23 protein-coding genes and 1 tRNA gene are annotated in these 24,031 nt (G+C 67.7%); 10 read left to right on the top strand and 14 right to left on the bottom strand.

Annotated elements, in window-relative coordinates:
* Positions 1 to 96: 96 nt before the first annotated feature.
* The 4 genes from trkA (at position 97) to hflX (ending at position 4,214) form a co-directional block, all read left to right on the top strand.
* Positions 97 to 1,473, top strand: a complete 1,377-nt coding sequence (gene trkA, locus AB7M35_RS02225) for a Trk system potassium transporter TrkA (protein ID WP_453956892.1) — start codon at positions 97 to 99, stop codon at positions 1,471 to 1,473.
* Between the two features lie 53 nt (positions 1,474 to 1,526).
* A complete protein-coding gene (locus AB7M35_RS02220; protein WP_453956891.1) occupies positions 1,527 to 2,390 on the top strand; it encodes a D-amino-acid transaminase in 864 nt (287 codons plus the stop codon).
* A gap of 195 nt (positions 2,391 to 2,585) precedes the next feature.
* Positions 2,586 to 2,834 (top strand): RNA chaperone Hfq, encoded by a 249-nt coding sequence (gene hfq / locus AB7M35_RS02215; protein WP_453956889.1) that lies wholly within the window; start codon positions 2,586 to 2,588, stop codon positions 2,832 to 2,834.
* Positions 2,835 to 4,214: a GTPase HflX gene (gene hflX, locus AB7M35_RS02210; RefSeq protein ID WP_453956887.1), complete on the top strand. Its 1,380-nt coding sequence runs from the start codon at positions 2,835 to 2,837 to the stop codon at positions 4,212 to 4,214. It begins immediately after the preceding gene.
* Between the two features lie 12 nt (positions 4,215 to 4,226).
* On the opposite strand, the gene mazG is transcribed toward hflX, so the two are convergent.
* The 10 genes from mazG to AB7M35_RS02160 all read right to left on the bottom strand — a co-directional run bounded on the left by mazG (position 4,227) and on the right by AB7M35_RS02160 (position 13,550).
* Positions 4,227 to 5,060 (bottom strand): nucleoside triphosphate pyrophosphohydrolase, encoded by an 834-nt coding sequence (mazG, locus tag AB7M35_RS02205; RefSeq protein ID WP_453960563.1) that lies wholly within the window; start codon positions 5,058 to 5,060, stop codon positions 4,227 to 4,229.
* A 2-nt stretch (positions 5,061 to 5,062) separates the two neighbouring features.
* Positions 5,063 to 5,362 (bottom strand): SelT/SelW/SelH family protein, encoded by a 300-nt coding sequence (locus AB7M35_RS02200; RefSeq protein WP_453956886.1) that lies wholly within the window; start codon positions 5,360 to 5,362, stop codon positions 5,063 to 5,065.
* 99 nt (positions 5,363 to 5,461) lie between these two features.
* Positions 5,462 to 5,896 (bottom strand): PACE efflux transporter, encoded by a 435-nt coding sequence (locus AB7M35_RS02195; protein WP_453956885.1) that lies wholly within the window; start codon positions 5,894 to 5,896, stop codon positions 5,462 to 5,464.
* A 597-nt stretch (positions 5,897 to 6,493) separates the two neighbouring features.
* Positions 6,494 to 7,303 carry an MBL fold metallo-hydrolase gene (locus AB7M35_RS02190; protein ID WP_453956883.1) on the bottom strand — a complete coding sequence of 270 codons (810 nt, stop codon included), beginning with the start codon at positions 7,301 to 7,303 and terminating at the stop codon, positions 6,494 to 6,496.
* Positions 7,300 to 8,097: a TatD family hydrolase gene (locus tag AB7M35_RS02185; RefSeq protein ID WP_453956882.1), complete on the bottom strand. Its 798-nt coding sequence runs from the start codon at positions 8,095 to 8,097 to the stop codon at positions 7,300 to 7,302. Before AB7M35_RS02185 ends, AB7M35_RS02190 begins: the two co-directional genes overlap by 4 nt.
* An 87-nt stretch (positions 8,098 to 8,184) precedes the next feature.
* Positions 8,185 to 9,744, bottom strand: coding sequence for a methionine--tRNA ligase (metG, locus tag AB7M35_RS02180; RefSeq protein WP_453956880.1), 1,560 nt, complete (start codon positions 9,742 to 9,744; stop codon positions 8,185 to 8,187).
* Between the two features lie 34 nt (positions 9,745 to 9,778).
* Positions 9,779 to 10,876 carry a DNA polymerase III subunit delta' gene (locus tag AB7M35_RS02175; protein ID WP_453956879.1) on the bottom strand — a complete coding sequence of 366 codons (1,098 nt, stop codon included), beginning with the start codon at positions 10,874 to 10,876 and terminating at the stop codon, positions 9,779 to 9,781.
* Between the two features lie 6 nt (positions 10,877 to 10,882).
* Positions 10,883 to 11,647 carry a dTMP kinase gene (gene tmk / locus AB7M35_RS02170; RefSeq protein WP_453956877.1) on the bottom strand — a complete coding sequence of 255 codons (765 nt, stop codon included), beginning with the start codon at positions 11,645 to 11,647 and terminating at the stop codon, positions 10,883 to 10,885.
* The gene (locus AB7M35_RS02165; RefSeq protein ID WP_453956876.1) at positions 11,644 to 12,873 is read right to left on the bottom strand and encodes a septal ring lytic transglycosylase RlpA family protein; all 1,230 of its coding nucleotides are present in this window, start codon (positions 12,871 to 12,873) and stop codon (positions 11,644 to 11,646) included. The genes tmk and AB7M35_RS02165 overlap by 4 nt, the downstream gene beginning before the upstream one ends.
* A gap of 287 nt (positions 12,874 to 13,160) precedes the next feature.
* Positions 13,161 to 13,550 carry a hypothetical protein gene (locus tag AB7M35_RS02160; protein ID WP_453956874.1) on the bottom strand — a complete coding sequence of 130 codons (390 nt, stop codon included), beginning with the start codon at positions 13,548 to 13,550 and terminating at the stop codon, positions 13,161 to 13,163.
* Positions 13,551 to 13,767: 217 nt separating this feature from the next.
* On the opposite strand from AB7M35_RS02160, the gene AB7M35_RS02155 reads away from it, so the two are divergent.
* The 5 genes from AB7M35_RS02155 to AB7M35_RS02135 all read left to right on the top strand — a co-directional run bounded on the left by AB7M35_RS02155 (position 13,768) and on the right by AB7M35_RS02135 (position 18,820).
* Positions 13,768 to 13,857, top strand: a tRNA-Ser gene (locus AB7M35_RS02155).
* Positions 13,858 to 14,184: 327 nt separating this feature from the next.
* Entirely contained in the window at positions 14,185 to 15,390 is a 1,206-nt protein-coding gene (locus tag AB7M35_RS02150) for a 2OG-Fe(II) oxygenase family protein (protein ID WP_453956873.1), read from the top strand.
* 25 nt (positions 15,391 to 15,415) lie between these two features.
* A complete protein-coding gene (locus AB7M35_RS02145; protein ID WP_453956872.1) occupies positions 15,416 to 16,045 on the top strand; it encodes a 2OG-Fe(II) oxygenase in 630 nt (209 codons plus the stop codon).
* Complete coding sequence (locus tag AB7M35_RS02140) at positions 16,042 to 16,881, top strand: hypothetical protein (RefSeq protein WP_453956870.1); 840 nt, start codon at positions 16,042 to 16,044, stop codon at positions 16,879 to 16,881. Before AB7M35_RS02145 ends, AB7M35_RS02140 begins: the two co-directional genes overlap by 4 nt.
* Positions 16,847 to 18,820: an asparagine synthase-related protein gene (locus AB7M35_RS02135; protein WP_453956868.1), complete on the top strand. Its 1,974-nt coding sequence runs from the start codon at positions 16,847 to 16,849 to the stop codon at positions 18,818 to 18,820. The genes AB7M35_RS02140 and AB7M35_RS02135 overlap by 35 nt, the downstream gene beginning before the upstream one ends.
* A 69-nt stretch (positions 18,821 to 18,889) precedes the next feature.
* On the opposite strand, the gene AB7M35_RS02130 is transcribed toward AB7M35_RS02135, so the two are convergent.
* From AB7M35_RS02130 to AB7M35_RS02120, 3 genes are all read right to left on the bottom strand, one after another.
* Positions 18,890 to 19,195: a PqqD family peptide modification chaperone gene (locus AB7M35_RS02130; protein WP_453956867.1), complete on the bottom strand. Its 306-nt coding sequence runs from the start codon at positions 19,193 to 19,195 to the stop codon at positions 18,890 to 18,892.
* 76 nt (positions 19,196 to 19,271) lie between these two features.
* Positions 19,272 to 20,129, bottom strand: coding sequence for a sulfotransferase domain-containing protein (locus tag AB7M35_RS02125; protein WP_453956865.1), 858 nt, complete (start codon positions 20,127 to 20,129; stop codon positions 19,272 to 19,274).
* Positions 20,126 to 20,500, bottom strand: coding sequence for a hypothetical protein (locus AB7M35_RS02120; protein ID WP_453956863.1), 375 nt, complete (start codon positions 20,498 to 20,500; stop codon positions 20,126 to 20,128). The genes AB7M35_RS02125 and AB7M35_RS02120 overlap by 4 nt, the downstream gene beginning before the upstream one ends.
* A gap of 9 nt (positions 20,501 to 20,509) precedes the next feature.
* Between AB7M35_RS02120 and AB7M35_RS02115 the strand changes: the two genes are divergently transcribed.
* Positions 20,510 to 21,139: a hypothetical protein gene (locus AB7M35_RS02115; RefSeq protein WP_453956862.1), complete on the top strand. Its 630-nt coding sequence runs from the start codon at positions 20,510 to 20,512 to the stop codon at positions 21,137 to 21,139.
* Between the two features lie 408 nt (positions 21,140 to 21,547).
* On the opposite strand, the gene AB7M35_RS02110 is transcribed toward AB7M35_RS02115, so the two are convergent.
* Positions 21,548 to 23,878, bottom strand: a complete 2,331-nt coding sequence (locus AB7M35_RS02110) for a mechanosensitive ion channel family protein (RefSeq protein WP_453956860.1) — start codon at positions 23,876 to 23,878, stop codon at positions 21,548 to 21,550.
* Between the last annotated feature and the right edge of the window lie 153 nt (positions 23,879 to 24,031).

The raw sequence follows: 24,031 nt of genomic DNA, 5'->3' as shown, positions 1-24,031 counted from the left end.
TGAGGTCGGCGACATGCGTCGACAGCAGACCTGTGGGCTGACAGTGGGCGCGGGATCCAGGGCCGTGGGCACGGCGGGACGCGCGAGCGAGGACGAATGCGCATCGTGATTTGTGGTGCCGGGCAGGTCGGCTTCGGTATCGCCGAGAAGCTCGCCCAGGAAGAAAACGACGTGTCGGTGATCGACACGTCGCCGCGGCTCATCAACATCATCCGCGACACGCTCGATGTGCGCGGGGTGGTGGGCTACGGCTCGCATCCGGACGTGCTGGCCCAGGCCGGCGCCGAGGATGCCGACATGCTGATCGCGGTGACCCAGGCCGACGAGGTCAACATGGTTGCCTGCCAGGTGGCGCACACGCTGTTCAACGTGCCCACCAAGATCGCCCGCATCCGCGCCCAGAGCTACCTGCAGCCGCATTACCAGGACCTGTTCGCCCGCGACCACCTGCCCATCGACGTGATCATCTCGCCGGAGATCGAGGTCGGCGAGACGGTGCTGCGGCGGCTGTCGCTGCCGGGGGCGGTGGAGACGGTGATGTTCGCCGACGGCTCGGTGTTCGTGGTGGGTATCCTGTGCAGCGAGGACTGCCCGGTCATCGACACACCGCTGCGCCAGCTCACCGAGCTGTTCCCGGACCTCGGCGCCGTCGTCACCGGCGTCTTCCGCAATGGCCGCCTGTTCGTGCCCCAGAGCGACGACACCATCGTCGTGGGCGATCTGGTCTACGTGGTCGCCAAGCTCGACCAGGTACGCCGGACGCTCGGCATCTTCGGCCACGACGAGCCGGAGGCGAAGCGGGTGGTGATCGCCGGCGGCGGCCACATCGGCGCGTACGTCGCCCGCGAGCTGGAACGGCGCAAGCCGAACGTGAAGGTGAAGATCATCGAGCAGTCCAGGGCCCGCGCCGTCGAGATCGCCGACGAGCTGCGCCGCACGGTGATCCTCCACGGCTCCTCGCTGGACCAGGAGATCCTGCTGGAGGCCGACATCCAGGACGCCGACGTGCTCGTCGCCGTCACCAACGACGACCAGGCCAACATCATCGCCGGCGTGATGGCGAAGACGCTGGGCTGCAAGCGCAACCTCAGCCTGATCAACAACGCGAGCTATCCGGCCTTCGCCCACGCGCTCGGGATCGACGCCTACGTGAACCCGCGGGCGGTGACGATCTCGCGGGTGCTGCGGCATGTGCGCAGGGGCCGCATCCGCTCGGTCCATTCCTTGCAGAACGGAGCGGCGGAGGTGATCGAGGCCGAGGCGCTCGAAACCTCTTCCCTGGTGGGCAAGCCGCTCAGGGACCTGAACCTGCCCGAGGGCATCCGCATCGGTGCGATCTACCGGCGCAAGCAGGCGATCACCCCGCAGGGCGACACGCAGATCCAGGCCCACGACCGGGTGGTGATCTTCGCGCTCGCCGAGCAGGTGCGCCAGGTGGAACAGATGTTCCGGGTGAGCCTCGAGTTCTTCTGAGCCCCGCGCCGAACGGCGCGCGCCAACCGATCGAACTTCGCATTGGAGTGACCATGAGCCGCATCGCCTACGTCAATGGCCAGTACCGGCCCCACGATACCGCAACGGTCCACATCGAGGACCGCGGCTACCAGTTCGCCGACGGCGTCTACGAGGTCTGCGAGGTGAAGGACGGCGCGCTGATCGACACCACGCGCCATCTCGACCGGCTGGAGCGCTCGCTGTCGGAACTGGAAATCCCGTCGCCCATGGGCCGCAAGGCGCTGACCATGGTCATGCGCGAGGTGGTGCGCCGCAACCTGGTGAAGAACGGCATGATCTACATGCAGGTCACCCGGGGCGTGGCGCCGCGCGAGCACACCTACCCGGCCGAGGGCACGCCGTCGGCGCTGGTGGTCACCGCGCGGGCGGCCGACCCGCGCAAGGCGGCGAAGACGGCGGAAGACGGCGTCGCGGTCATCTCCGTGCCGGACAACCGCTGGGAACGGGTGGACATCAAGTCGGTGTCGCTGCTGCCCAACGTGATGGCCAAGCAGAAGGCGAAGCGGGCAGGGGCCAAGGAGGCGTGGTTCGTCGACGCCGACGGCTACGTGACGGAAGGCTCGTCCACCAATGCGTGGATCGTCACCGCCGACGGCGCGCTGGTGACCCGTCCGGCCGAGCACGGCATCCTGAAGGGCATCACCCGCGCGGCGATCCTCGATCTCGCCAGGCGCGACAACCTGACGGTCGAGGAGCGCCCGTTCACGCTGGAAGAGGCCTACAGGGCGCGCGAGGCGTTCATCACGGCGGCGACGACGCTGGTGATGCCGGTGGTGCGCATCGACGGCCATTCGATCGGCAACGGCAAGCCGGGCTCGATCGCGACCGGCCTCCGGGAGCGCTTCCACGAGGTCGTCGAGGCCACCGCGGTCTGAGCGACGCGGCGAGGGGATGGCACGCGATATGCAGCGTGGGGAACCGGACCGCCTGCGGGGCTATTTCAACATTGCGAACCGTGAGGAGACCAACCATCTAACTGTGAATGAACACCCCTATAACGGTGGATGATGCCGTCGCGTGTGGGCGGCGTCCAATCAAGCAACCACCAAATAAGAAGGTAAACCAAACTTATGGCCGATCGTACACAAAACCTACAAGACACCTTTCTCAACTATTGCCGTAAGAATAAGACTCCGCTGACCATCTTCCTCGTGAATGGTGTTAAGCTCCAGGGCGTGGTGACCTGGTTCGACAATTTCTGTGTACTTCTGCGCCGCGACGGACACTCGCAGCTCGTCTACAAGCACGCGATCTCGACCGTCATGCCCAACCAGCCGGTGCAGCTGTTCGACCCGAGCGAAGAAGCGGCTGGAGGCTGATTGGAACACCGTCCGCATGAACCGTCACTGACGGCTGACCGTGCCCCGGATGGCACGTCGGATACGGTTGCGGCGCGCACGCGCGCGTTCGTCATTCTGCCGGACCTGAAACAGACGGCCGACGCGCGCAGCGCGTCGGCCGGAAGTCCGGTCCCGTCCCGCACGCCGGAAGCCCGCCTCGAGGAGGCGATCGGCCTGGCGCTTGCCATCGACCTGGACGTGGTCGCCTCGGGCGTCGTGCGGCTTGCCGCGCCGCGCCCCGCAACCCTGTTCGGCACGGGCAAGGTGGAGGAAATCAAGCTCCGGATCACCACCGACGAGATCGGCCTCGTGGTCATCGACCGGCCGCTGTCGCCGGTGCAGCAGCGCAATCTGGAGCGCGCCTGGGGCGTGAAGGTGCTCGACCGCACCGCGCTCATCCTGGAAATCTTCGGCGACCGCGCCAACACGCGGGAAGGCGCCCTGCAGGTCGAGCTCGCCCATCTCCAGTGGCAGAAGAGCCGCCTCGTGCGCTCGTGGACCCATCTGGAGCGGCAGCGCGGCGGCTTCGGCTTCCTGGGCGGCCCGGGCGAAACCCAGATCGAGGCCGACCGGCGGATGATCCAGGAACGGATCACCCGGCTCGAGAAGGACCTCGACAGCGTCCGTCGCACGCGCTCGCTTCACCGCAAGAAGCGCAGTCGCATGGACCAGCCCGTGGTGGCGCTCGTCGGCTACACCAACGCCGGCAAGTCGACGCTTTTCAACCGTCTCACCGACAGCGCCGTGTTCGCCCAGGACCTGCTGTTCGCGACGCTGGACCCGACACTGCGCCGGGTGACGCTGCCGCACGGCGTGGAGATCGTCCTGTCCGACACGGTGGGCTTCATTTCCGACCTGCCGACCCATCTGGTCGCGGCGTTCCGCGCCACGCTGGAGGAGGTGGTGGAGGCCGATCTGATCCTGCACGTCCGCGACATCGCTCACCCCGACAGCGCGGCCCAGTCGGCCGACGTCGCGTCGACGCTCGAGGCTCTCGGCATCGACGCCAACGAGCCGGGCCGGCTGATCGAGGTCTGGAACAAGATCGACCTGCTGCCGGAGGCACTGCGGGAGAAAATGCTCGCCGAGAGCGGAACCGACACCGTGGCCGTGTCGGCGCTGACTGGGATGGGCGTCGACACGCTGCTTGCCACCGTCGAAGGCCGGCTCACGAAAGGCCGCGACCTCGCGAAGGTTCGGCTGCCGTCGGAGCAGGGCGAGCTTCTGGCGTGGATCTACCGCTCCACCGAGGTGCTCGAGCGGGTTGATGGCGACAACACCGTGCAGCTCACCGTGCGTATCCCGCCGAGCGCGACCGAGCGTTTCCAGGAACGGGCAGGGGCGTTCGTCATCTCCTGAGCGAAGAGCGCCCTAGCCTCGGCCGCGCTCCAGGCGCTTGGCGTCCTGCCAGAGCGCTTCCATCTCGTCGAGGCTGGCCGCATCTATCGTGCGGCCGGCGCGCTCCAGGCTCGTCTCCACGTGGCTGAAGCGGCGGCGGAATTTCGCGTTGGTGCCGCGCAGCGCGTCCTCCGGGTCGACGTGCAGATGACGGGCGAGGTTGGCGACGGCGAAGAGCAGGTCGCCCATCTCGTCCGCGACCGCCGCCGGCGACGGCGCATCGGCGGAAAGGGCGGCCTCCAGCTCGTCGATTTCCTCGCGGATCTTCGCGAACACCGGCCCCGGCGCGGCCCAGTCGAAGCCGACCTTCGAAGCCTTCTTCTGCAGCTTTTCGGCGCGCGTCAGCGCGGGCAGGGCCATCGGCACGTCGTCCAGGCGCCCTTTCGCCCCGTCGCCCTCCGGCGCGCCCGAGCGCTCGGCCTTCAGCCGCTTTTCCTCCGCCTTGATCTCGTCCCACATCGCCTTGACCTGCTCCGCGGGCAGGTCGCGCGCGTCACCGAACACATGCGGATGCCGGCGGACCAGCTTGGCGGTGATCGCCTCCACCACGCCGCCGAAGTCGAATGCGCCGTCTTCCTCGGCCATGCGGGCGTGGAAGACCACCTGGAGAAGCAGGTCGCCGAGTTCGGCGCGGAGGTCTTCCGTGTCGCCGCGTTCGACCGCGTCGGCGACCTCGTAGGCTTCCTCGATGGTGTAGGGCACGATGGTGGCGAACGTCTGCTGCACGTCCCAGGGGCAGCCGGTCTCCGGATCGCGCAGCCGCGCCATGATCTCGATCAGCCGGCCGATGTCGCGCGACGGGGTCATCGTCATTCGGTGTCCTGTTGCCTGGTGCGGTCGATATGCCCGAGATCGCGCTCGGGGTCCATGTGGTCACGCACCCGCTGCTTGAGGCTCTTCACATCAGGAAAGCCGCCGTCGCGCACGCGCTCCCACAGGAGCGTCCCGTCGATCTCGATGCGGAAGGCACCGCCCGTCGCCGGAACCAGCGTGACCGCGCCGAGCTCCTCCGAGAAGGTCGACAGCAGCTCCTGCGCCATCCAGGCGGATCGCAGCATCCAGTTGCACTGGCGGCAGTAGGTGATGGTGACGTGGGGCTTGTCGGTCATGGGCCCAGAGCCTCCAATGGGATGGCGGGGAATGCAAGGCGGCGAGGGCCCTTCGGCGGGACGGCGGGCACGGCCGGCAAGCGGCCTCGCCCGTTCATCTCACCGGGGTTCGGTGGCGCGCTCGTCCTCGATCGGGAACAGCCAGTCGTAGGCGAGATTGAAGACGAACGCGTAGACCCCGTAAAACGCCAGGAATCCGGCCTGCATGACCGCCGCATTCCAGAGGGTCATCCCCAGGAACCAGGCAATGAACAGAACCAGAACAACCACCAGGACGACCTGAAACACCGCGGTGTGCAGGAACCGGATGGGCATCGTCTTCCGGGTGCTGCCGCGCACCCGCAGCATCGCGAGATCGAAGCCGAGATTGTAGACGTAGTTCCAGGAGATCGCGATGAGCGAGCACGCGACCGTCAGCGTGCCCATGGTCAGCGGCGGCACGCCGAACACCCAGGAGGCAAGCGGCGTCGAGAGCGCCAGCCCGATGATCTCGAAGCTGATGACGTGCCGAAGCCTATCGCGAACCGAGCGCATGCAAGCGACCCCTCGAGGGTGCCGCCACGGTACGCCGATCGAAGCGCGCCCGAGGCGGTGAAGACGAAACCTTGGTCGCACCGCACAGAGAGCGATTTCCGGCCGGGTGAAACTCCGCCGGAGAGCATATGGCGTCCGATCCAGGATGCCGAGCCTGATCCGACAATGGGACGCAGCCGGCCGACTTGATGACGAACCCGCGCGCGCGGATCGCCGCGATGGCGAACGGCGAACCGCATCTACCGAGCACGACTTGTCGCGGACATCAGGAGCACGCCGTCGTACGGACGTTCCCGACAAGCGCTTTCGTCAGGAGCACCTCAGAGAGGGAGGAACCCAATGATCATGGAGCTGGGGGACCTTGGAGCGACTGGCAAACGGAAGCCCGGGTCCATTTCCGGATCAATCCGCAAGTCGCATAAGATGCATTATGGAACATAAAAGAGCGATGAGTATCAAGGAGTTGGGCACATACGGCCGTTCTGCCGCTTCCCCACGACGGCCAATTCGCTTCGTCACGACGTGAAGAGATCGCGGCGGTGCGGCCTGCGAAGCGTTTCCAGCCTGCCGACGTGGTCCGGCAATCCGGCGCCCGGGCTATCCGCCGTACGGAACTTCGAACCGCATCATGTCGTAGGCCGGCTCGACATCGTCCGGCAGCGCGGCGGCCAGCGTCGCGAAATCCAGGTCGAGGTGCAGGTTCGTCAGGATCGAATGCCTCGGACGCATCCGCTCGATCCACGCCAGCGCGTCGGCCACCGAGAAATGGCTCGGGTGCGCGCTGTAGCGCAGCGCATCGATGATCCAGATGTCGAGATCGGTCAGGTGGTCGAGGCTCGCCGGCGGCAGATCGCTGACGTCGCTGGAATACGCGACGGGTCCGATCCGGTAGCCGAGCGAGTCGATCTCGCCATGATGCTGCAGGAACGGCATGAAGCGGATCGGCCCGCCGGCGCCGTCGATGGTCACGGGAACGCCCGGATGGACACGGTGCTCCGTCAGGATCGGCGGATAGCCGGAGCCTGGCGGCGTGACGAAGCAATAGTCGAACGCCTTGTGGGCGCGCACCGACGTGGCCGCATCCAGATAGACGTCGATGCGCTTGCGCTCCTTGATGGCCAGCCCGCGCAGGTCGTCGATGCCGTGGATGTGGTCGGCATGGGCGTGCGTGTAGAGGACGGCATCCACGGTCGGCACCGCGGCGTCGTTGAGCTGCTCGCGGAGGTCGGGGCCGGTGTCGACGACGACGCGCGTGATCCCGCTCTCGGAGCGGCGCTCGACCAGCAGCGCGCAGCGGCGGCGTCGGTTCTTCGGGTTGTCGGGATCGCAGGCGCCCCAGTCGCCGCCGATGCGCGGCACACCGCCGGACGAGCCGCAACCGAGGATGGTGAACGCCAGCGTGCTCATGCGTCGGCCGGGCGCTCGATCCTGGAGAACAGCCGGAAGAAGTTGTCGGTGGTCTGCCGCGCGATCTCCTCGGCCGACACGCCGCGCGCCTCGGCCAGAACCCTGGCGGTCTCGACGACATAGGACGGCTCGTTGCGCTGGCCACGATGCGGCACCGGCGCCAGATACGGCGCATCGGTTTCCACCAGCAGGCGCTCCGCCGGCACCTCGCGGGCGATCGCCCGAATCTCCTCGGCGCTCTTGAAGGTCAGGATGCCGGAAAACGACACGTAGAGGCCCAGCTCGACGCCTTTCACGGCGAGCGCGCGGCCCGACGAGAAGCAATGCAGAATGGCCGGAAAGGGCCCCTCCTCCGCATGCGCCGTGGCGAGGATCTCGGCGACCTCGTCGTCGGCGCTGCGGGCGTGGATGACCAGCGGCAATCCGGTCTGCCGGGCGGCGCGGATGTGACGGCGGAACCCTTCGGCCTGGGCATCGCGCGGCGCGTGGTCGTAGTGGAAGTCCAGACCCGCCTCCCCGATCGCCACCACCTTGGGATGGCGCGCCAGATCGACCAGCATCTCCGTCGTCACGTCGGCCTCGCCGTCTTCGCCGGCGCTGTTGGGATGCGTTCCGACGGAGCAGTAGACCTCCGGATAGGCCTCGGCGACGGCCCGTACCTGGTCGAACTTCGCCACGCGGGTGCAGATGGTCACCATCAGGCGCACGCCGGCCGCGCGGGCCCGCGCGACGACCGCGTCACGCTCTTCCGCGAAGTCCGGAAAATCGAGATGGCAGTGGCTGTCGATGAGCATGGGCGGCAAACAGGTCCTGATCAGGCAGCGTGACTGAAGCGTTTCCGGATGCCGGTCGGCCGTGCGCAAACGCGATGGCGAACGCCTCTAGGCTTCGGTGGCTTCCGGCTCGACGAACCGCGGAAACACCGGCGCGGGCGCCGGCAGCGCCGTGTTCGGAACGAGCCGGCCGGCGGCTCCGAGCCTGGAGAAGTCCCGTTCGTCCTCGCCGACGCCGAGGATCGCCAGCAGCCTGTCGGCCGCCGCCGGCGTCACCGGCTGCATGAGGACGCCCACCTCGCGCAGGACCTCGGCCGTCACGTAGAGAACGGTCTGCATGCGTTCAAGATCGGTCTTGCGGAGCGCCCATGGCTCGCTGGCCGCGAAATAGCGGTTGGCATCGGCCACCACCTGGAAGATCGCACCCAGCGCCGTGTGCAGCGACTGGGTCGACAGCGCGGTGCGGCACTGCTCCAGCAGCGCGTCGGCGGCGCCGAGGATCGCCTGGTCGGCCTCCGTGAAGGCACCGGGCGTCGGCACCCTGCCCTCGCAGTGCTTGGCGATCATCGACAGCGACCGCTGGGCCAGATTGCCGAGATCGTTGGCGAGATCGGCGTTGATGCGGTTGACGATGGCGTCATGGGAGTAGTTGCCGTCCTGTCCGAACGGCACCTCGCGCAGGAAGAAATAGCGCAGCTGGTCGACGCCATAGGTCTCGGCGAGCGCGAACGGGTCGATCACGTTGCCCACCGACTTGGACATCTTCTCCCCGCGGTTGAACAGGAAGCCGTGGGCGAACACGCGGCGGGGCAGCGGCAGGCCTGCCGACATCAGGAACGACGGCCAGTAGACCGCGTGGAAGCGGACGATGTCCTTGCCGATGACGTGCAGATCGGCCGGCCAGTAGCGCTTATAGCCCTCCGATTCCACGTCGGGGTAGCCGATGCCGGTCAGGTAGTTGGTGAGCGCGTCGACCCAGACGTACATGACGTGCCGGTCGTCACCGGGCACCGGGATGCCCCAGTCGAACGTGGTGCGCGAGATGGAGAGGTCGCGCAGCCCGCCCTCGACGAAGCGGACGACCTCGTTGCGGCGCTCGTCCGGGCCGACGAAGTCCGGCGTGTCGCGATAAAGCGCCAGCAGCTTGTCCTGGTAGGCCGACAGGCGGAAAAAGTAGCTCTCCTCCTCGACCCATTCGACGGGCGTGTTCTGGGGACCGCGGCGCACGCCGTCGTCGCCCACGACCGTCTCCGCCTCCTGGTAGTAGGCCTCGTCGCGGACCGAGTACCAGCCGGAGTAGCTGTCCTTGTAGATATCGCCCGCCGCGGCCATCCGCTCCCAGATGTCGCGGCTGGCGGCGGTGTGGCGCGCCTCGGTGGTGCGGATGAAATCGTCGTTGGAGCAGTTGAGCGCCGCCGCCATGGCGGCGAACCGCGGCGCCTGCCGATCGGCGAACTCGGCCGCCGTCAGCCCCTCGCGCGCCGCCGTCTGCTGCATCTTCTGGCCGTGTTCGTCGGTCCCGGTCAGGAAGAAGACGTCGAAGCCGTCGAGCCGCCGGAATCGGGCCAGCGCATCGGTCGCGATCAGCTCGTAGGCGTGGCCGATGTGCGGCGCGCCGTTCGGATAGGAGATCGCAGTGGTGATGTAATAGGCGGGGCGTTCGGTCATGGCATCCGGCGAAAAGCGGGATCGGCCCAGCCGATCAGGACGCGCGCGCCCGTGCCGTCCGGTCGACCTCCGCGATGTCTTGAAAGAGGTTGAGCACAACCTGCTTGCGGTCGAGATTGAGCGCCTCGGCCGAGCCGATCGCCTGGCCGGTCTTTTCCCATACCTCGGCCCACCCGGCAAGCGCTGCGGCGGGAACCTTGGCCGTGGCCTCCGCCCTCACCTTCCGCGACAGCCAGTCGAAGACGAGATCGGTGAGCAGCGCGAAGGCCTCGTCGGTGCCTGGACCGCTCACCCGGTCGGCCAGCCGGTGGACCGCGGCGATGTCGAGGGCGGGAAGCGCACCGAGGATGTCGGAGACGGCCTTGTGCAGCCCGACCCCGCCGGCCTCCAGCATCGACAGCGCCCGGCGCAGGCTGCCGTTGGAGAGATCGGCGGCCGCGGCGACCGCCTCGTCCCCATGTTCGCCGGCCGTCCCCAGCGCGGCGAGCGCATCGACGATCTCGACGGCGGACAGCGGCCGCACGTCGAGGCGCCGACAGCGGGACCGGATCGTCGGCAGGAGCCGCCCCGGCACGTGACAGACCACCATGAACAGCGCCTGGCGCGGCGGCTCCTCGAGCGCCTTCAGGAGCGCGTTGGCGGCGTTGGTGTTCAGGTCGTCCGCCGGATCGACGATGACGGTGCGGTAGCCGCCATGGGCCGAGGTCGATCCGAAATAGGGCACCAGCCGGCGGACCTCATCGACGGTGATCTCGGTGCGGAAGCGCTTGGCCTTCTCGTCGTAGGGACGGCGCAGGTGGAGCAGGCCCGGGTGGGCGCCGATCGCCACCTGGCGGGCAACCGGATTGTCGGGCGCGAGCGACAGGTCTGTCGCCTCCTGCACCTCGCGGGCGGCCGGATCCGGATGGGCGAGCACGAAGCGCGCGAACCGGAACGCCAGCGTCGCCTTGCCGACCCCCTCTGGCCCGGTCAGCAGGATCGCATGGTGGAGGCGCCCGGACCGATAGGCGTCCAGCAGTTCAAGCTCCGCCTGGGCATGGCCGAACAGCGCGGTCTGCAGCCGCGGCGTCGGCCAGTCGCCGATCTGGTCGAGTTCCGGCGGGGCCTCGGTGACGGTGGCGGCGCGCGCCATCGGACCTCAGAGCCCCCGGTGGGGGCAGAGGCGCTCGACGACCGTCCGCCAGATCGTCTCCGCGATGTCGGACGACGGGGCGGCCGCGTCGATCACGACGCAGCGTTTCGGATCGGAGCGGGCGAGCGCGCGGAAGGCCCGCTGGCGGGCCCGGTCGGAGTCCAGCCCCTCTTCCTCGAACCGATCCGCGGCGGTCGATCCGCGCCGGGCGGCGGCGCGCGCCCGGGCGACTTCGGGGTCGAGATCGAGGACGATGGTCAGATCCGGCCGCAGGCCGTCGAGGGAGATCCGCTCCATGGCCGACAGCAGCGGCATCTCCACCCCGGCCAGCCCCTGGTAGACGCGGGTGGAATCGGCGAACCGGTCGCTGACCACCCAGGTCCCCCGCGCCAGGGCGGGCCGGATGGTGCGGTCGACGTGATCGATGCGCGCGGCCGAAAACAGCACCGCCTCGGTGTCGGGACCGAGGGTCTTGGCGGCACCAGAGAGGAGGATCTGGCGGATCATTTCCGCGCCGCTCGTCCCGCCGGGCTCGCGCGTGCGCAGCACCGGCAGCCCGATTTCGAGGAGGCGGTGGACGAGGGAGCGGATCTGGGTGGTCTTGCCGGTCCCCTCCCCGCCCTCGAACGTGATGAACCGGCCGCGCGAGGTGCGGGCCGGCCCTTCGTCGGACGGGAGTGAGGGAGAACCTTCGGCAGCCGCGCCGCCGGAGGATGCGCCGCCGGAGGATGCCGGCAGCGTTTCGAGATCGGCGGCCGGCGACCCGGTCATTCCGCTTTCGCGACTACGCTGCCCTTGGCCGCGGCGGATGCGATGGCGTTCGCATCGAGGCCGGCCGGGGTCTGCATCATCGCGTAGGCGGCGGTGATGCGCGACCCGATCGGATCAGGATCGCTGGGCTGGGCGACCGAGGCCATCACCATCGGCTGGGTGTAGGACTGCGCACCGGCGACATCGGCCGGCGGGTTGTTCGCGCCGTCATCGGAGGCGAGCTCGAGAAGCTCGGCCATCGGGTCCTGCTTCGGCGTCGGCTCGGGGACCACCACGGCGGGCGTGGCGGCAGGAGCAGGAGCGCTGCGGACCGGGGCGGCGGACTGCACGGGGGCAGCGGCCTGGACCGGCTCGGGCGCAGAAGCGGCGACGCCCGGCAGCGTTTCGGCCTGCGGCGCGGTGCGCGCGGCGGGAAGCGTTCCGCGACGGGTCGATTCGATCGGCGGCGGCCCGGCGTGGATCGGCACCGATGCCTGCCGGCGGGGCTTGGACTCGTTGTAGGCGAGCAGCGCGCCGGTCGCCGATTCGGGCGGCAGCACCTCGCGGCGCGGAGCCACGCGGGTGGCCCGGCTTTCCGACTTGCGGGCATCACGCGAAGCGAGCTGGATGCTGCGCTCCGGAGCTTCCTTGCGCGGCGCCGCACCCGGCTCGCCGGGCGCCTGATAGCTCGCCAGCAGGAAGTCCTCGTCGCGCCCGTCGATGCGGGCCGGACCCACATAGGCGACCTTCACCTGACCGATGCCGTCCTGGCGGAAGCCGAGGATCTCGGCCGTGCGCTGGGAGACGTCGATGACGCGGCTGCCGTGGAAAGGGCCGCGATCGTTGACGCGCACGATGATCGAGCGGCCGTTCTTCATGTTGGTGACACGGGCATAGGACGGCAGCGGCATGGTGGTGTGCGCCGCCGTGATGCTCCGAGAATCGAAGATCTCGCCGTTGGCCGTCTGCCGGCCATGGAAGGCGGAACCGTACCAGGAGGCCTTGCCGACCGCCTCGTAGTCCGGGTCTTCCTTCGGCGTGTACCACTTGCCGGCGACCTTGTAGGGCTTGCCGACGATGGCGCGGCCGCCACCCTTCGGCACGGCCTCGCCCGAACCGATCAGGCGCGGGCTTGCCGGCACGCCGTACTTCGGATCGATCGATGCTTTGTCGGTCGTGTTGCAGGCGGCCAGCATGAAGCAGCCGGTGGCAACGACGCCAACCTTGAAGAGGAGACTTGAGCCCAACGGAACCTTCCGCGATTTGAGGGAGGCGGCACCACGATCGGCGGTGTGTCCGAAAGGATCCATTGCCACCATGCCGTATGCCCCTGCCCCGACTGGAAGGGTCGTCCCGATTCCACAAAGAATGAAACCCGGGCAACCCGTCGAACGTTAATTCCAGTTCATCCGTTCTAGGGAGAATAGGGCGGCATTGTGACATATGCCAAAGACGCGCGCAGCTAGAGATAAGACAATCCTAACAGCGCCGGTCGGATCGCACCCAAATCGGGAGGGTCGCGGAGGCAAAACCCTCAGTCGGCGACCCGTGCGCGGCCGGATAATCCATCGTCGCGCGTCCAGAAGAGGCGGCTCCCCTTCCCCTGCCTCAGCGTGAAGCAGAACTGCCGCCCGTCGTACCAGCTTGTCCACTTCTGGCACAGCCGGTCGCCGGCGATCCACCAGCGGCCGGAGTCGGTCGGGCGCATGTAGCGGCCAAGGCCGACCGCCTCGCCGGAGCCGTCGACGGCGCCGTTCGTCTTGTAGAACAGCGGAAACTCGCCGCCGAACGGGGTGGCGAGATAGACGCGCTTGCCGGCGATGAGGCCGCGGATCTCCGGGCCGCTGAGGTCGGCGGGCTGCCCGATGGCGGCCGCGGGGGCAAACAGCACGGCAACGGCAAGGAGCACGCGAAGCGTGGACATGGCGGATCTCCCTTCTGTCGTTTCGGAGAAATACGCGGCCCGGCGCGGATCGGATCGGTCGGCCGGACGAAAGCCCCGCGGCATTGAGTTGAGCTCCGCCCTGCCCGACGGCCCGCCCGCCGGCCCCGCCGGATCCTCGACCGGCAGAGCGATCGAGCCGGAGCGTTCGTTTGGTGTCTTGCGGGATCGGGGCTCGGCCAGCTAACAAGCGTGCACCGGAGGAGTGGCCGAGCGGTTGAAGGCACCGGTCTTGAAAACCGGCAGGCGGGCAACCGTCTCGTGGGTTCGAATCCCACCTCCTCCGCCAAACGCCGATGGCGCGGCGCGCGTGTCTTCGCGATCGACGTCACCGCGCCCCACATCCGGACGGCGTTGATGAACCGGCCGAAGCGTCTCGACGACTTGAGCTTCGACCTGCACCGTCATCCAGCGGCCGATTTTGAGGACGTTGCTGGGAAATGCTGGAACGGTTGCCGTGACGCGGATACGCGAGTGGCAGCCGGACTCCAGGCCGACGCCGGTCGATCGAGGTGATGGTCTGGCTGGTGGGCGGTTTTTGAAACCGCGCCTGCGGCTTTGCCCTACTGTGCCGCCTGGCCCTTCTCCCCTCTCAGATTCTCGGTGCGACAGAACGATGCCAGCCGACGGACCGAAGATCGTTTGGCGGACGGATCAGGCCGTGCCAAAGCCGCCCGCCCGATCCTTCCTGCCACTGTTGCGCGCCGCCGTCGCGACGCGCGGCGACCGTCCCGATCTGTTGCGCGATCTCGTGGTCGCCCTTCGCGACGATCAGCGCTGGGCGGAGATCCTCGATCTTCTGTCGCCGCTTGCCGAAACGGGCGGATTGACGCCCACCCTCCGGTGCGAGCTGGCGCAAGCCGCTCTCGCCTGCGAACAGCCGGAACTGGCCTTGAAGGTGCTGGACGCGGTGGGCGCCGGGGCGGCACCGGAAGCGCGCCGACAACGGATCCTCGCCCTCTACGCCTTGAACCGGATCGACGAGGCCCGGATGGCAGCGGAGCTGATGCTGGACGAGGACCGCCGCGACGGCCCCGTGCTGCGAGCCTTCGCGGACGACTGCCTGACCCGCGGCGACGGCGAGGCGCTGGCAATCGTTTGCCGGAAGGCCATCGATGGCGGTGTCGGCTCCACCATCCACTTCGCCTATCTGTCCGCGGCGCTTTGCCTGGCGGGGCGGACGTCGGACGCCCATCGCCTGATCGATCGCGAGCGTCTGTGCCGCCGGGTCGAGCTGGCCTCCGCCCAGGTCGACAACGAAGACCTGGTACAGGCGATCCTGACGCATCCGGCGCTTGCCCCATCGCCGGAGATCCGACCGACACATGGGTGCAATCTGCGCCTTGAAGGGCTGGCCGGGGTCACGCATCCGGCGATCCGCAACCTGCTCGCCATCGTTCGCCGAGAGGTCGACGACTATCTGGCGGAACGGCTCGATGCGCCGCATCCGCTGTTCGCCAATAGCCCGCAAACGGCGCGGCTGCAGGGCTGGGCACTGGTCCTGTCGAACGATGGCCATGAGGAAGCGCACATCCATCCGCAGGGCTGGCTGAGCGTCGTCTATTACGCGCGCGTGCCACAAGGCGCGTCAGGCAATGCGGGCGAGGACGCGCCGCCCGGATCGCTGGCCTTCGGTCCCTGGCCTCCGTCCATCGGGGCAGCGCTCCCGGATTTTCCACGGTGGCACGTGGAGCCCCGGGAAGGGACGCTGCTCATCTTCCCCTCCTTCCTGGGGCACGGGACCGTTCCCACCGGGGTCGGCGATCCGCGAATCTGCGTGGCACTCGACGTCATTCCGTGCGACCAACGGTCAACGCCCTGACCACCGACTGAATCAGGATCGCAGAATGAGCATCGCTCCCGAGCTGAACGCTTTCGCGCGACCCGCCCCCCATCAGGTGATCAGCAACTTCCTCGGCGTCGATCTGGTCGAGCGGCTGCTGGCCCACGCCGAGGCCAACCAGACCGCCTTCACGTCTACCGCGCTTGCGGACGGGAGGGTCGATACGGGGATACGCGTTTCACGGATCCTGCGGGAGTTCGGGCCACTGCGGAGCCCACTGGAGTCCCGTTTTCTGGCAATCATGGAACCAACAGTCGCCGATCTGCGGCTGTCGCCGTTCGATCTGGGGCGCTTGGAGATGGAGCTTGTCGCCCACGGTGACGGTGCCTTCTACCGGCGGCACATCGACACGCGAACTGGCCGTACGGACCAGGCGACGGATCGGGCTCTGACCGCGGTGTACTATTTTCACGCCGAACCCCAGAAATACACCGGCGGCGCATTGCGGCTGCATTCGATTTTGCCCGTCGAACAGGGCGGAAGCTTCGTGGATGTCACGCCGGAGCAGGACATGCTGCTGCTGTTCCCATCCTGGGCGCCCCACGAGGTGAGACCGGTCTCCTGCCCGTCCGGTGCATTCATGGACCAGCGGTTCGCCATCAACTGCTGGTTCCGGAGCCAACGCGCCTCATGATCCCCTCCGCCTATGTGGCCAACCCACTCGCCGACGCGGTGATCCACGCCGAAGCGGGGGTCGCGGACCATATCGACATCGCCACCTATTCCCGGATGCGCGGCTTTGTGCAGCGGCGGCTGACCCGGAACGGGACGCCGGGCTTTGACGCCATTCTCCGCTTTCTGGATGACGATGCGGAAGGCGGCGCGCCGCTGTCCGCCGATGAGGTGATGACGCTTTGGCAGACCGGCCTGATCCTGGTGCCACAGGAGCGCGCCGAGCCACTCGTCCCGCCCGCCGTCACCGTGGAGCGCGACGAATTTGCCAAGGATGGCGTGATCCTGCTTTCCGAGCTGGTAACGCCCGATGCGACGCGGATCCTGACCGACCATTACCGCGCCGCGGTGGCGGCGGGAAAGTTGACGCATGGCGACCGTCAGGCCAACCGCCATTGCGCGCACAACGACGCCGCCGGACGCGTGATGCTGAGCGCGCTGCGGGAGACGGTCGAGCGGATCGTCGGCACCCCGATCAAGAGCAGCTACGCCTACGCCTCGCTCTATTGCGCGGGAGCCGATCTGCCATGGCATACCGACCGGCCGCAATGCCGCTACACGCTGTCGGTGCAGATCGACCATCAACCCTTGCCGCAGGATGGGCGGTCGCCGTGGCCCGTTCAGGTGCGCATCGATCCGGACGCGACGCCGCTCGAGTGCTTTCAGACGATTGGCGGCGGCGTGCTGTTTCGTGGCTGCGACGTCGCGCACGGGCGGCCCGCGCTGCCGCCTGACCAGAGCAGTTGGGTGCTGCTGCTCCATTATGTCGACATCGATTTCGACGGATCGCTCGATTGACCACGCCAAGGCGCCGCCATCACGACAACGCTTCATGCGGCTGATCTGCGGCTTTCTCCATCTCGACGGCAGACCTGCCGAGCCCGGGCGGTTGGCCGCCATGGTGGCCGCGATGACCGAGCCGGGCCTGACCCCGGCGGTGGCCCGTTTCGCGGAAGGGCCGATCGCGCTCGCCACGCTTGATTTCGCGCCCGCCGCCGCAGCATCGCGGGTTGGACAGTCGGAGGCCTCCCTGCCGCGCGGCGCGAGCGGTCTCGTGCTGGCGGCCGACTGCCGGCTCTACGAAGCGATCGATGGCAGGACGGACGAGGCCGCCCTGCTGGAAACGCTGGAAAGCCGCGGGAGCGACGGATCCGACGGGGGGCTTCGCGGCGTCTTCGGCGACTTTGCCCTTGCCGCGTGGAATCCGCGCGACCAGACGCTGCTCTGCGCCCGTGACGGCATGGGGATCCGACCCCTGTTCGTCACCGAGCAACCGGATCGGGTGGTCGCCTTTGCCTCGCTGCCGCGGGGCCTGACCGCCAGCGGCTTCGTCACGCGGGAGCTGGATGAAGCCGCCCTGCTCAGCACGCTGTTGATGCGTGCGACACCCAACAACCGGTCGGTGCTTCGCGGCATTGAACGGCTGGGGCCCGGAACATGGGTCCGGCGGTCTGAACGGCGACGGGAGCGCGGGGTCCATTGGCGGCTTGACCCGGCGACCGCCGGGCGAAGCCGTTGCCGCCCGCAGGAGGCCGCCGAGGAGATGGCGGCGCTGGTCGCACAGGCGGTGCGCGTCCGCCTGCCGGCAACCGGTCCGGTGGCAACCCACCTGAGCGGCGGGCTCGACTCCCCATCCGTCAGCGTCCTCGCCGCCCGGGCGCTGCGCGCAACGGGGCGCCCCCTGCTCGCCTATTCCTTCCTGCCGACGCCGCGCGGAGATTACGCGCCCGTCGGCGAGGGGCCGCTCGTCCAGACGGTGCTGGATCAGGAGCCGGACATCGTCAGCATACCCGCGCGCATCCGCCCCTCGCTGGAGTATCTGCTGCCGCGCATGGACTGCGACCAACCGATGCCGTTCGACCCTGCCGATCCCGACGCGTGGATCTGCATGGATGCGGCGGCCCGAGGCGCGCAGGTCCTGCTTTCAGGGTGGGGAGGCGACGAGGGGGCGTCCTTCAACGGTCGCGGCGCCTTGCCCGAGGCGTTGCTCGCCGGGCACTGGCGGAGGCTGGCACACGAGATCAGGGTCTCCTCCACCGACAGAGGGAGCTCGATGACGAGAACGCTGCTCGGCGAAGTGCAGACCTACCTGCTACCGGAGGCCGTTCAGACGATCGTCCAGCGCCTGCGCGGCAAGACGCCCGACAGCGTGCCCATGACCCTGACGGCACTGTTGCGCGGCGAGGCAATGGATGGTGTCTCGCCCCCGAAGCCGGCGATGCGCCCCAACGCCGTCGCCAACCACCTTACTCTTCTGACCGGACCGGTCGTGACGCGGCGCCCCGAGTACTGGGCGTTGACAGGTGCCCGCACCGGTATCGCCGCCGCATTCCCGCTGCTCGACCGCCGGGTCGTCGAGTTCGCCCTGACCTTGCCCAGCCGGCATTTTCTCCGCGATGGCATTGCGCGGCGGTTGTACCGCGACGCCATGACCGGAATTCTGCCGGACAGGATCCTTGAAAACCGGGCCAAGGAGGCCCCTTTTTCGGAGACTGCACTGGTCGTCGCCCTGCAACGCGATGCGCTGCTTCGTGAGCTGCCCGACCTGCGCCAACACCCGGGCGTCAGCCGGTTGTTCGATCTGGACGCCCTGGAACTGCGGTTGCGCGCCCTGCCGCCCTCGGAGGAGGCGCTGCGCCGCGCCAGCGAACTTGGCGACAGCCCGGCCCTGAAGCGGCTGGCGATGTTGCTGCCGCGCTTCCTGCGCTTTGTCGCCTATGTGCGGCAGCACCACTGAGGCGTCAGGCGGCACCGCAGGCAACCCGATGCTATCGGCCGCCGATCTTTCGACGGAGGCGCGAAGACCTTACACCGCCGCGGAATCCGCATCATCGGTGGCAAGCAGGCCGCGTTCCCGCAGGGCGCCTAAAAACCGCTCGACCTCAAGGCGGGCTTCGGCGGGCGCAACGTCATACTCATCGGACAATGCCTCCGTCAGTCCATCGACCGACATCGGCACCGCGAGCAGTTCCCAAATGCGGGAGCCGACGGCGTTCAGGTTGAAGTATCTGGCCTGCTCGACGCTCATCATCAGCAGCTCGCCGTCGAGATCGGCGGTCAGCAGGCCATCGGCGCGGCGAACCTTTCCGCGGGCTTTCGTCGGGTCGTCCATGTGCGTCTCCATCGTCTCACCCCAGCGCGATCGGGCAACAGGCCGGGTCGCACGGTGATCCTTTTCTTCTGTGCGGCTACGAGAGGTACCCGAACCGTTCCATCATCGGGCGATGCGCGGTGGCGATCGCGTCGCTCTGCGCCCTGGTCAAGACCTCGGCCCAGGCCCCTCCCCGACCCGACCGGAAGAATGGCGCGGCTGAGTTGGATGGACGTTCGAAAAAGCCGGACTGGCTCTCCTGGCGTTGCAACTCGCGAAAGTCGGCGAAGCGAACGGCGCGCTCCACCCGTTCAAACTGAACCTCGAGACCGACAAAGGCGACAGCCGCGCCAAAAACTCCGACCGGATCGGCTTGCAGATCCTCGTATCGCAGGACATGGACGGGAAAATCCGATTGGTCGATCCAGCTTGCGACGTGGGCGCTCCAATCGCCAACCCGTTGCGGCACATGATGGTGGCGACCGTCGCGGCTCCACCCGATGATGTTGTCCGGATCGTTCAGCATCCTGATCGCGCCATCGAACATCGTGTTGTTGTGAAAGCGCATCGAGACCGCCACGTCGCGCGGATCGCGGACGATATACAGGCCCGACCAGGCCGCTCCCCGCCCGAGGAGAGGCGCGCCATTCGCGCAGACGTCGCGCCTGTCATGAACCTTGATGCAATTGACCGTGTCGCATCGCTTGACGAAATCCGCCATGACGCTGGCCCGGACCATATTCGCTTCGTCAAGCCTCAGAAGGTCCGCATCAATGAAGGTCTCATCTTCCAGAAAGTCCTTCATGACCGGATAGGGACTGTTCAGGTTGATCCGGTTGATGGCGATCGGTGCCGCGTCGTCGGCAAGATAGTTGGCGATCAGGAAGCGGAGCCACGTGTTGCCCGATTTCGGATAGGAGGCGAGCCAGACGATCCTGCCTTCGGGCGGTGTCATGCGTCCTCGTCGAGCTTCGCCAGCACGGCAGCGACGGTGTCGTGCAGCAGGCTGAAATCCATGGCACGCTCGAACAGGAAAACCCGAACCTGACCGATCAGCCCAGCGATCTGACGGAACAGATCGGCGTCGCGTCCCAGATGGCTGGCCGGTCGCGAGCGGTAGACCTCGTCGCGCAGCAACGCGGCGGCATCGGCAGGCCCCACCTCAACCAGGCGGGACGCAGCCGCCGTCCGGAGTATGAAAATTGCGCCGAGCGGCGCGGGTCCTGGCGTCGCCAGCCGTGTCGGATCGACGTGGAATTTCTTCATGCCGGGTCGAACCGGCGGCCCCAGACGGTCGGTCAACGCTAGCCGTTCGGCCGCGTCCATCCACAACCGATGCTGATGCCCATCCGGAAGAACGGCCGGAACGCCGCCCTCATCGAAGTGGACGGCGGCGACATCGTCACCGACGAAATCGCACCCCGCCTGGCAAAGCGCCGCCGCGAGAGTCGATTTTCCGGCGCCCGTAACGCCACACAAGGCCACACCCCTGCCCCGGCAAGTGACGGTGGCGGCGTGCAGGACAAGCTGTCGGCGCTGGTGAAGCAGGACCCCGAAGGCGGTGCCCAGCAGGAAGGGCGCGGCGTCGACCGTTGTCGACAGTTCATCCAGGTCGACGACGACCTCGCGTCCCTCCGTGACGAGGAAGCGGGCGACCTGCGGAACCTGAAACAGAAACGACGTGTCGTCGAGCTGCCACATCGGCCCGACGCGCTGCGCCGTGTCGAGTTCGGCTGGCGTCGCGCCACGCCGAACACGCACATCGGCGCGGGACACGCTCTCGGCTGCGATCAGCATCCCAGGAAGAGCGAAATCCGACGCAACGGACAGGCCGCAGACGCAATAATGAAACAACAGCTGCTCAGGACATCAAGAGAATCGCGAAGCGCTCACCAGATGATCCAGAGTTACGACACGGGGCCGGTGTTGGGGCTCGATTCACTCGGGCTGAAGGACTTGGCCTGAGTGACGCTCTCAATGCTCTGGTCACGGATTTCCGGAGCGATCCAGGTCTTCTTGCCAGGAACAGGCGAGTCATTCGCCAGATCGGAGCGTTCACTCGAACTCATGCTACTACCTTCTAAGCGTTTGGCGCGGCCAACCACCGTTTCCAAAGCCGTTCGTCCGAACGTACGCTGGCGGGGACGGAGAAGGCAAGCGCCGATGCCCCTCCTCCCCTCGCCTCCAGTCCCCGGTTCCAGTCACCGAGGCGAACGGGGAGCGGCCGGAAATGTCGCGGGGCCGGGCGGCTCGGGCCAAGACAACGCCGAACCGCCGCAAGGCAGTTTCTTCTGACCGTGTGGGCCCGGATGGCCGGACGCTTCGCTGCAGGCCGCTGGCACGCGGCCTGCAATTCCCGACGATCCCGGACGCCTACGCCTTGCCTTTTTCGGGCGTGTCCTCCGAGACGGCCGCCGCGGCGGCTCGGGCCATCGTCGCCCTGTCGGCCCCGCGATTCCCCTCGGCATCCTCCATCTCGGCGGCATTGGGCATGTCGACGATGACCCGCTTCGGGGCGAAGTTGATGCCGGCCTCGCGGAACGCCTTCTGGACCTTCTGGTACACCGCCTTGCGGATGCCCCACTGCTTCGTCGGCTTGGCCATGAACTTGCCGGAGACGATGAAGGCGGAATCGTCCATCTGCACGACGCCCTGGGACTTGAAAGGCTGGATGAAGTCCGGGCCGAGGTCCGGATCGGCCTGCAGCTCCTGACCGATCTTCTTGAAGATCTTGCGCACCTGGTCGATGTCGGTGTCGTACGGGACCCGGAAGCGCAGCTTCATGATGACCCAGTCACGGCTGAAGTTGGTGACCTTGCCGAGGTCGCCGTATGGGATCGTGTAGACCGCACCCAGCGTGCCGCGAAGGACCAGCGAACGGGCGTTGAAGCGCTCGACCGCACCCGAGGTCCCGCCCGCCTCGATGAACTCGCCAATACGGAAGGCGTCGTCCATCAGGAAGAACATGCCGGAGATGAGGTCCTTCACCAGGGTCTGCGCGCCGAAGCCGACGGCAAGGCCGAACACGCCCGCGCCGGCGATCAGCGGGGCGATGTTCACCCCCATGGAGGAGAGCGCGACCATCACCACGATGACGGCGAGCATGATCTGCACCGCGCGACGGAAGATCGGCAAGATCGTCTGCAGGCGCGAGCCGGCGGAGATCACCGGCCCCTCGTCATGGTGATCGCCATGGGCGGCATTTGCCGCCTGCTCGGAGGCGAGCTTGCGATCGATCCAGGCCGCGATGAACGACCAGCAGACGTAGCCGACCAGCAGGATCAGGCCGATGTCCATCATCACGCCCAGAAGGTACTGGGCGATCGGATACTGCCGGCTCGAGGAGAAGACGTCGACGCCGATCGTCAGCGCGAAAACGGCGATCGAGACGACGAGGACGGCGATCGAGATCACCCGCCCGAGCACGCGCTTGTCGCGCATGACCGCGAGCGAGGCGGACTTGGGCGCTTCCTCCGCCACCTCCACCTGCTCGCCGTCGTCGGGATCGGTCACGTAGATGTGGGTCGGCGCGACCTCATGGACGATGGTCTCCTCGTCCACGGAGAACAGCATCTTCAGGACGGCCGTCAGATAGGGGTTCAGGACGAACAGGATGAAGAAGCCGAGCGCCGCGCTGAGCGGATCGTACGGCAGGCCGAGAAGCAGGCTGTAGATGCCGATCAGGAACGCCGCCACAACGTAGCCCACCGCCAGCGCGTACCAGGTCCACCCGGCCGCGCCTTCTGCCCAGCGAGGGACGGTCCCCTCGCCCAGGGCGGCACGGACGGTGCGCAACGCGTGGCGCCGGTAGCGCCAAAGGAAGACGCAGTAGCTGAGGGCGAAGATGACGGCGCTCAACAGCGCGCCGAGCCGCCAGGTGTCGTGGTCGACCCCCCACATCTTGCCAAGCGTGCCGAGGAGCAGGAGGGCGATGCCGAGGGTGACCTGACGGCGCGTACCGCGCACGAAATGGGCGGCGGCCTCGTCGTCGACGGGCATGATGCGCCACGCCGGATGGTTCGGCAGGAAGATGAAGCGGACCACCGCCACCGATACCCGGGTGATCAGGATCGCCAGCAGGACGACGATCAGGAAGTCGCGACGGGCCACGTCTCCGGCCCAGACCGCGAAGAAGACACCGATGAACCCGCCGGCGAACGCGGCGATCGCCCCGATCCCGTGGAGGAACTGGCCGAACGCGCGGGAAAGCTTCTGGCGCACCGTGCGAATGGGAGCCGCCTCGTACCGGGCGACCATGGCGCGGGTGAGATAGCGGTACAGGTACTCGACGAGGCCGCCCGCCAGCGACAGGCCGAGGATCGTCCCGAACACCAGGAGCAGTCCGCCCGATCCGACGCCGATTCGGAGCTTCTGTTCCATGTGCCCGACATAGTCGCCGATCAGGCCGTCGAACCTGGACAGGACCGCGCCCAGGTTCTCCCGGATTGCGGTGCCCTTCTGCTGAAGTGCCCTCATCGAGACGGCCGCCGTGCTGCCGCTGGCGGCAGGGCTCGTGGCGGGGGCGTTTTCGGAGAGGTAGTAGAGCAGCAGGTCGCGCGCTTGGGAGTCGGTCATCTTGCCGATCAGAGCGGACCGCTCCTCCACCGTCAGCGGCGCGAGCTCCTGGGCAACTGCCGACGGGCCGCTGGCGCTGGCGCTGTTGGAGCCGCTGCTTTCCGCCGCCCCCGCGGCCGAAGGCGACATCGCGAGCGCGAGTCCCAACAGGCCGAAGGCAAGGACGAGACGATTCCACCCACGTGCGTTCGATCGCATAGTTTCGCAGCGCCCCCTAAGCGCCAAAAGCCGAAGCCGTTGCAGCGCTCCGGCACTCCATCCCCGTCGGCCCGGGACCATCCA

It is taken from the genome of Amorphus suaedae (assembly GCF_053629675.1).
The sequence above is the reverse complement of the archived record's forward strand: the minus strand, read 5'-3'. Positions and strand labels throughout refer to the sequence as shown.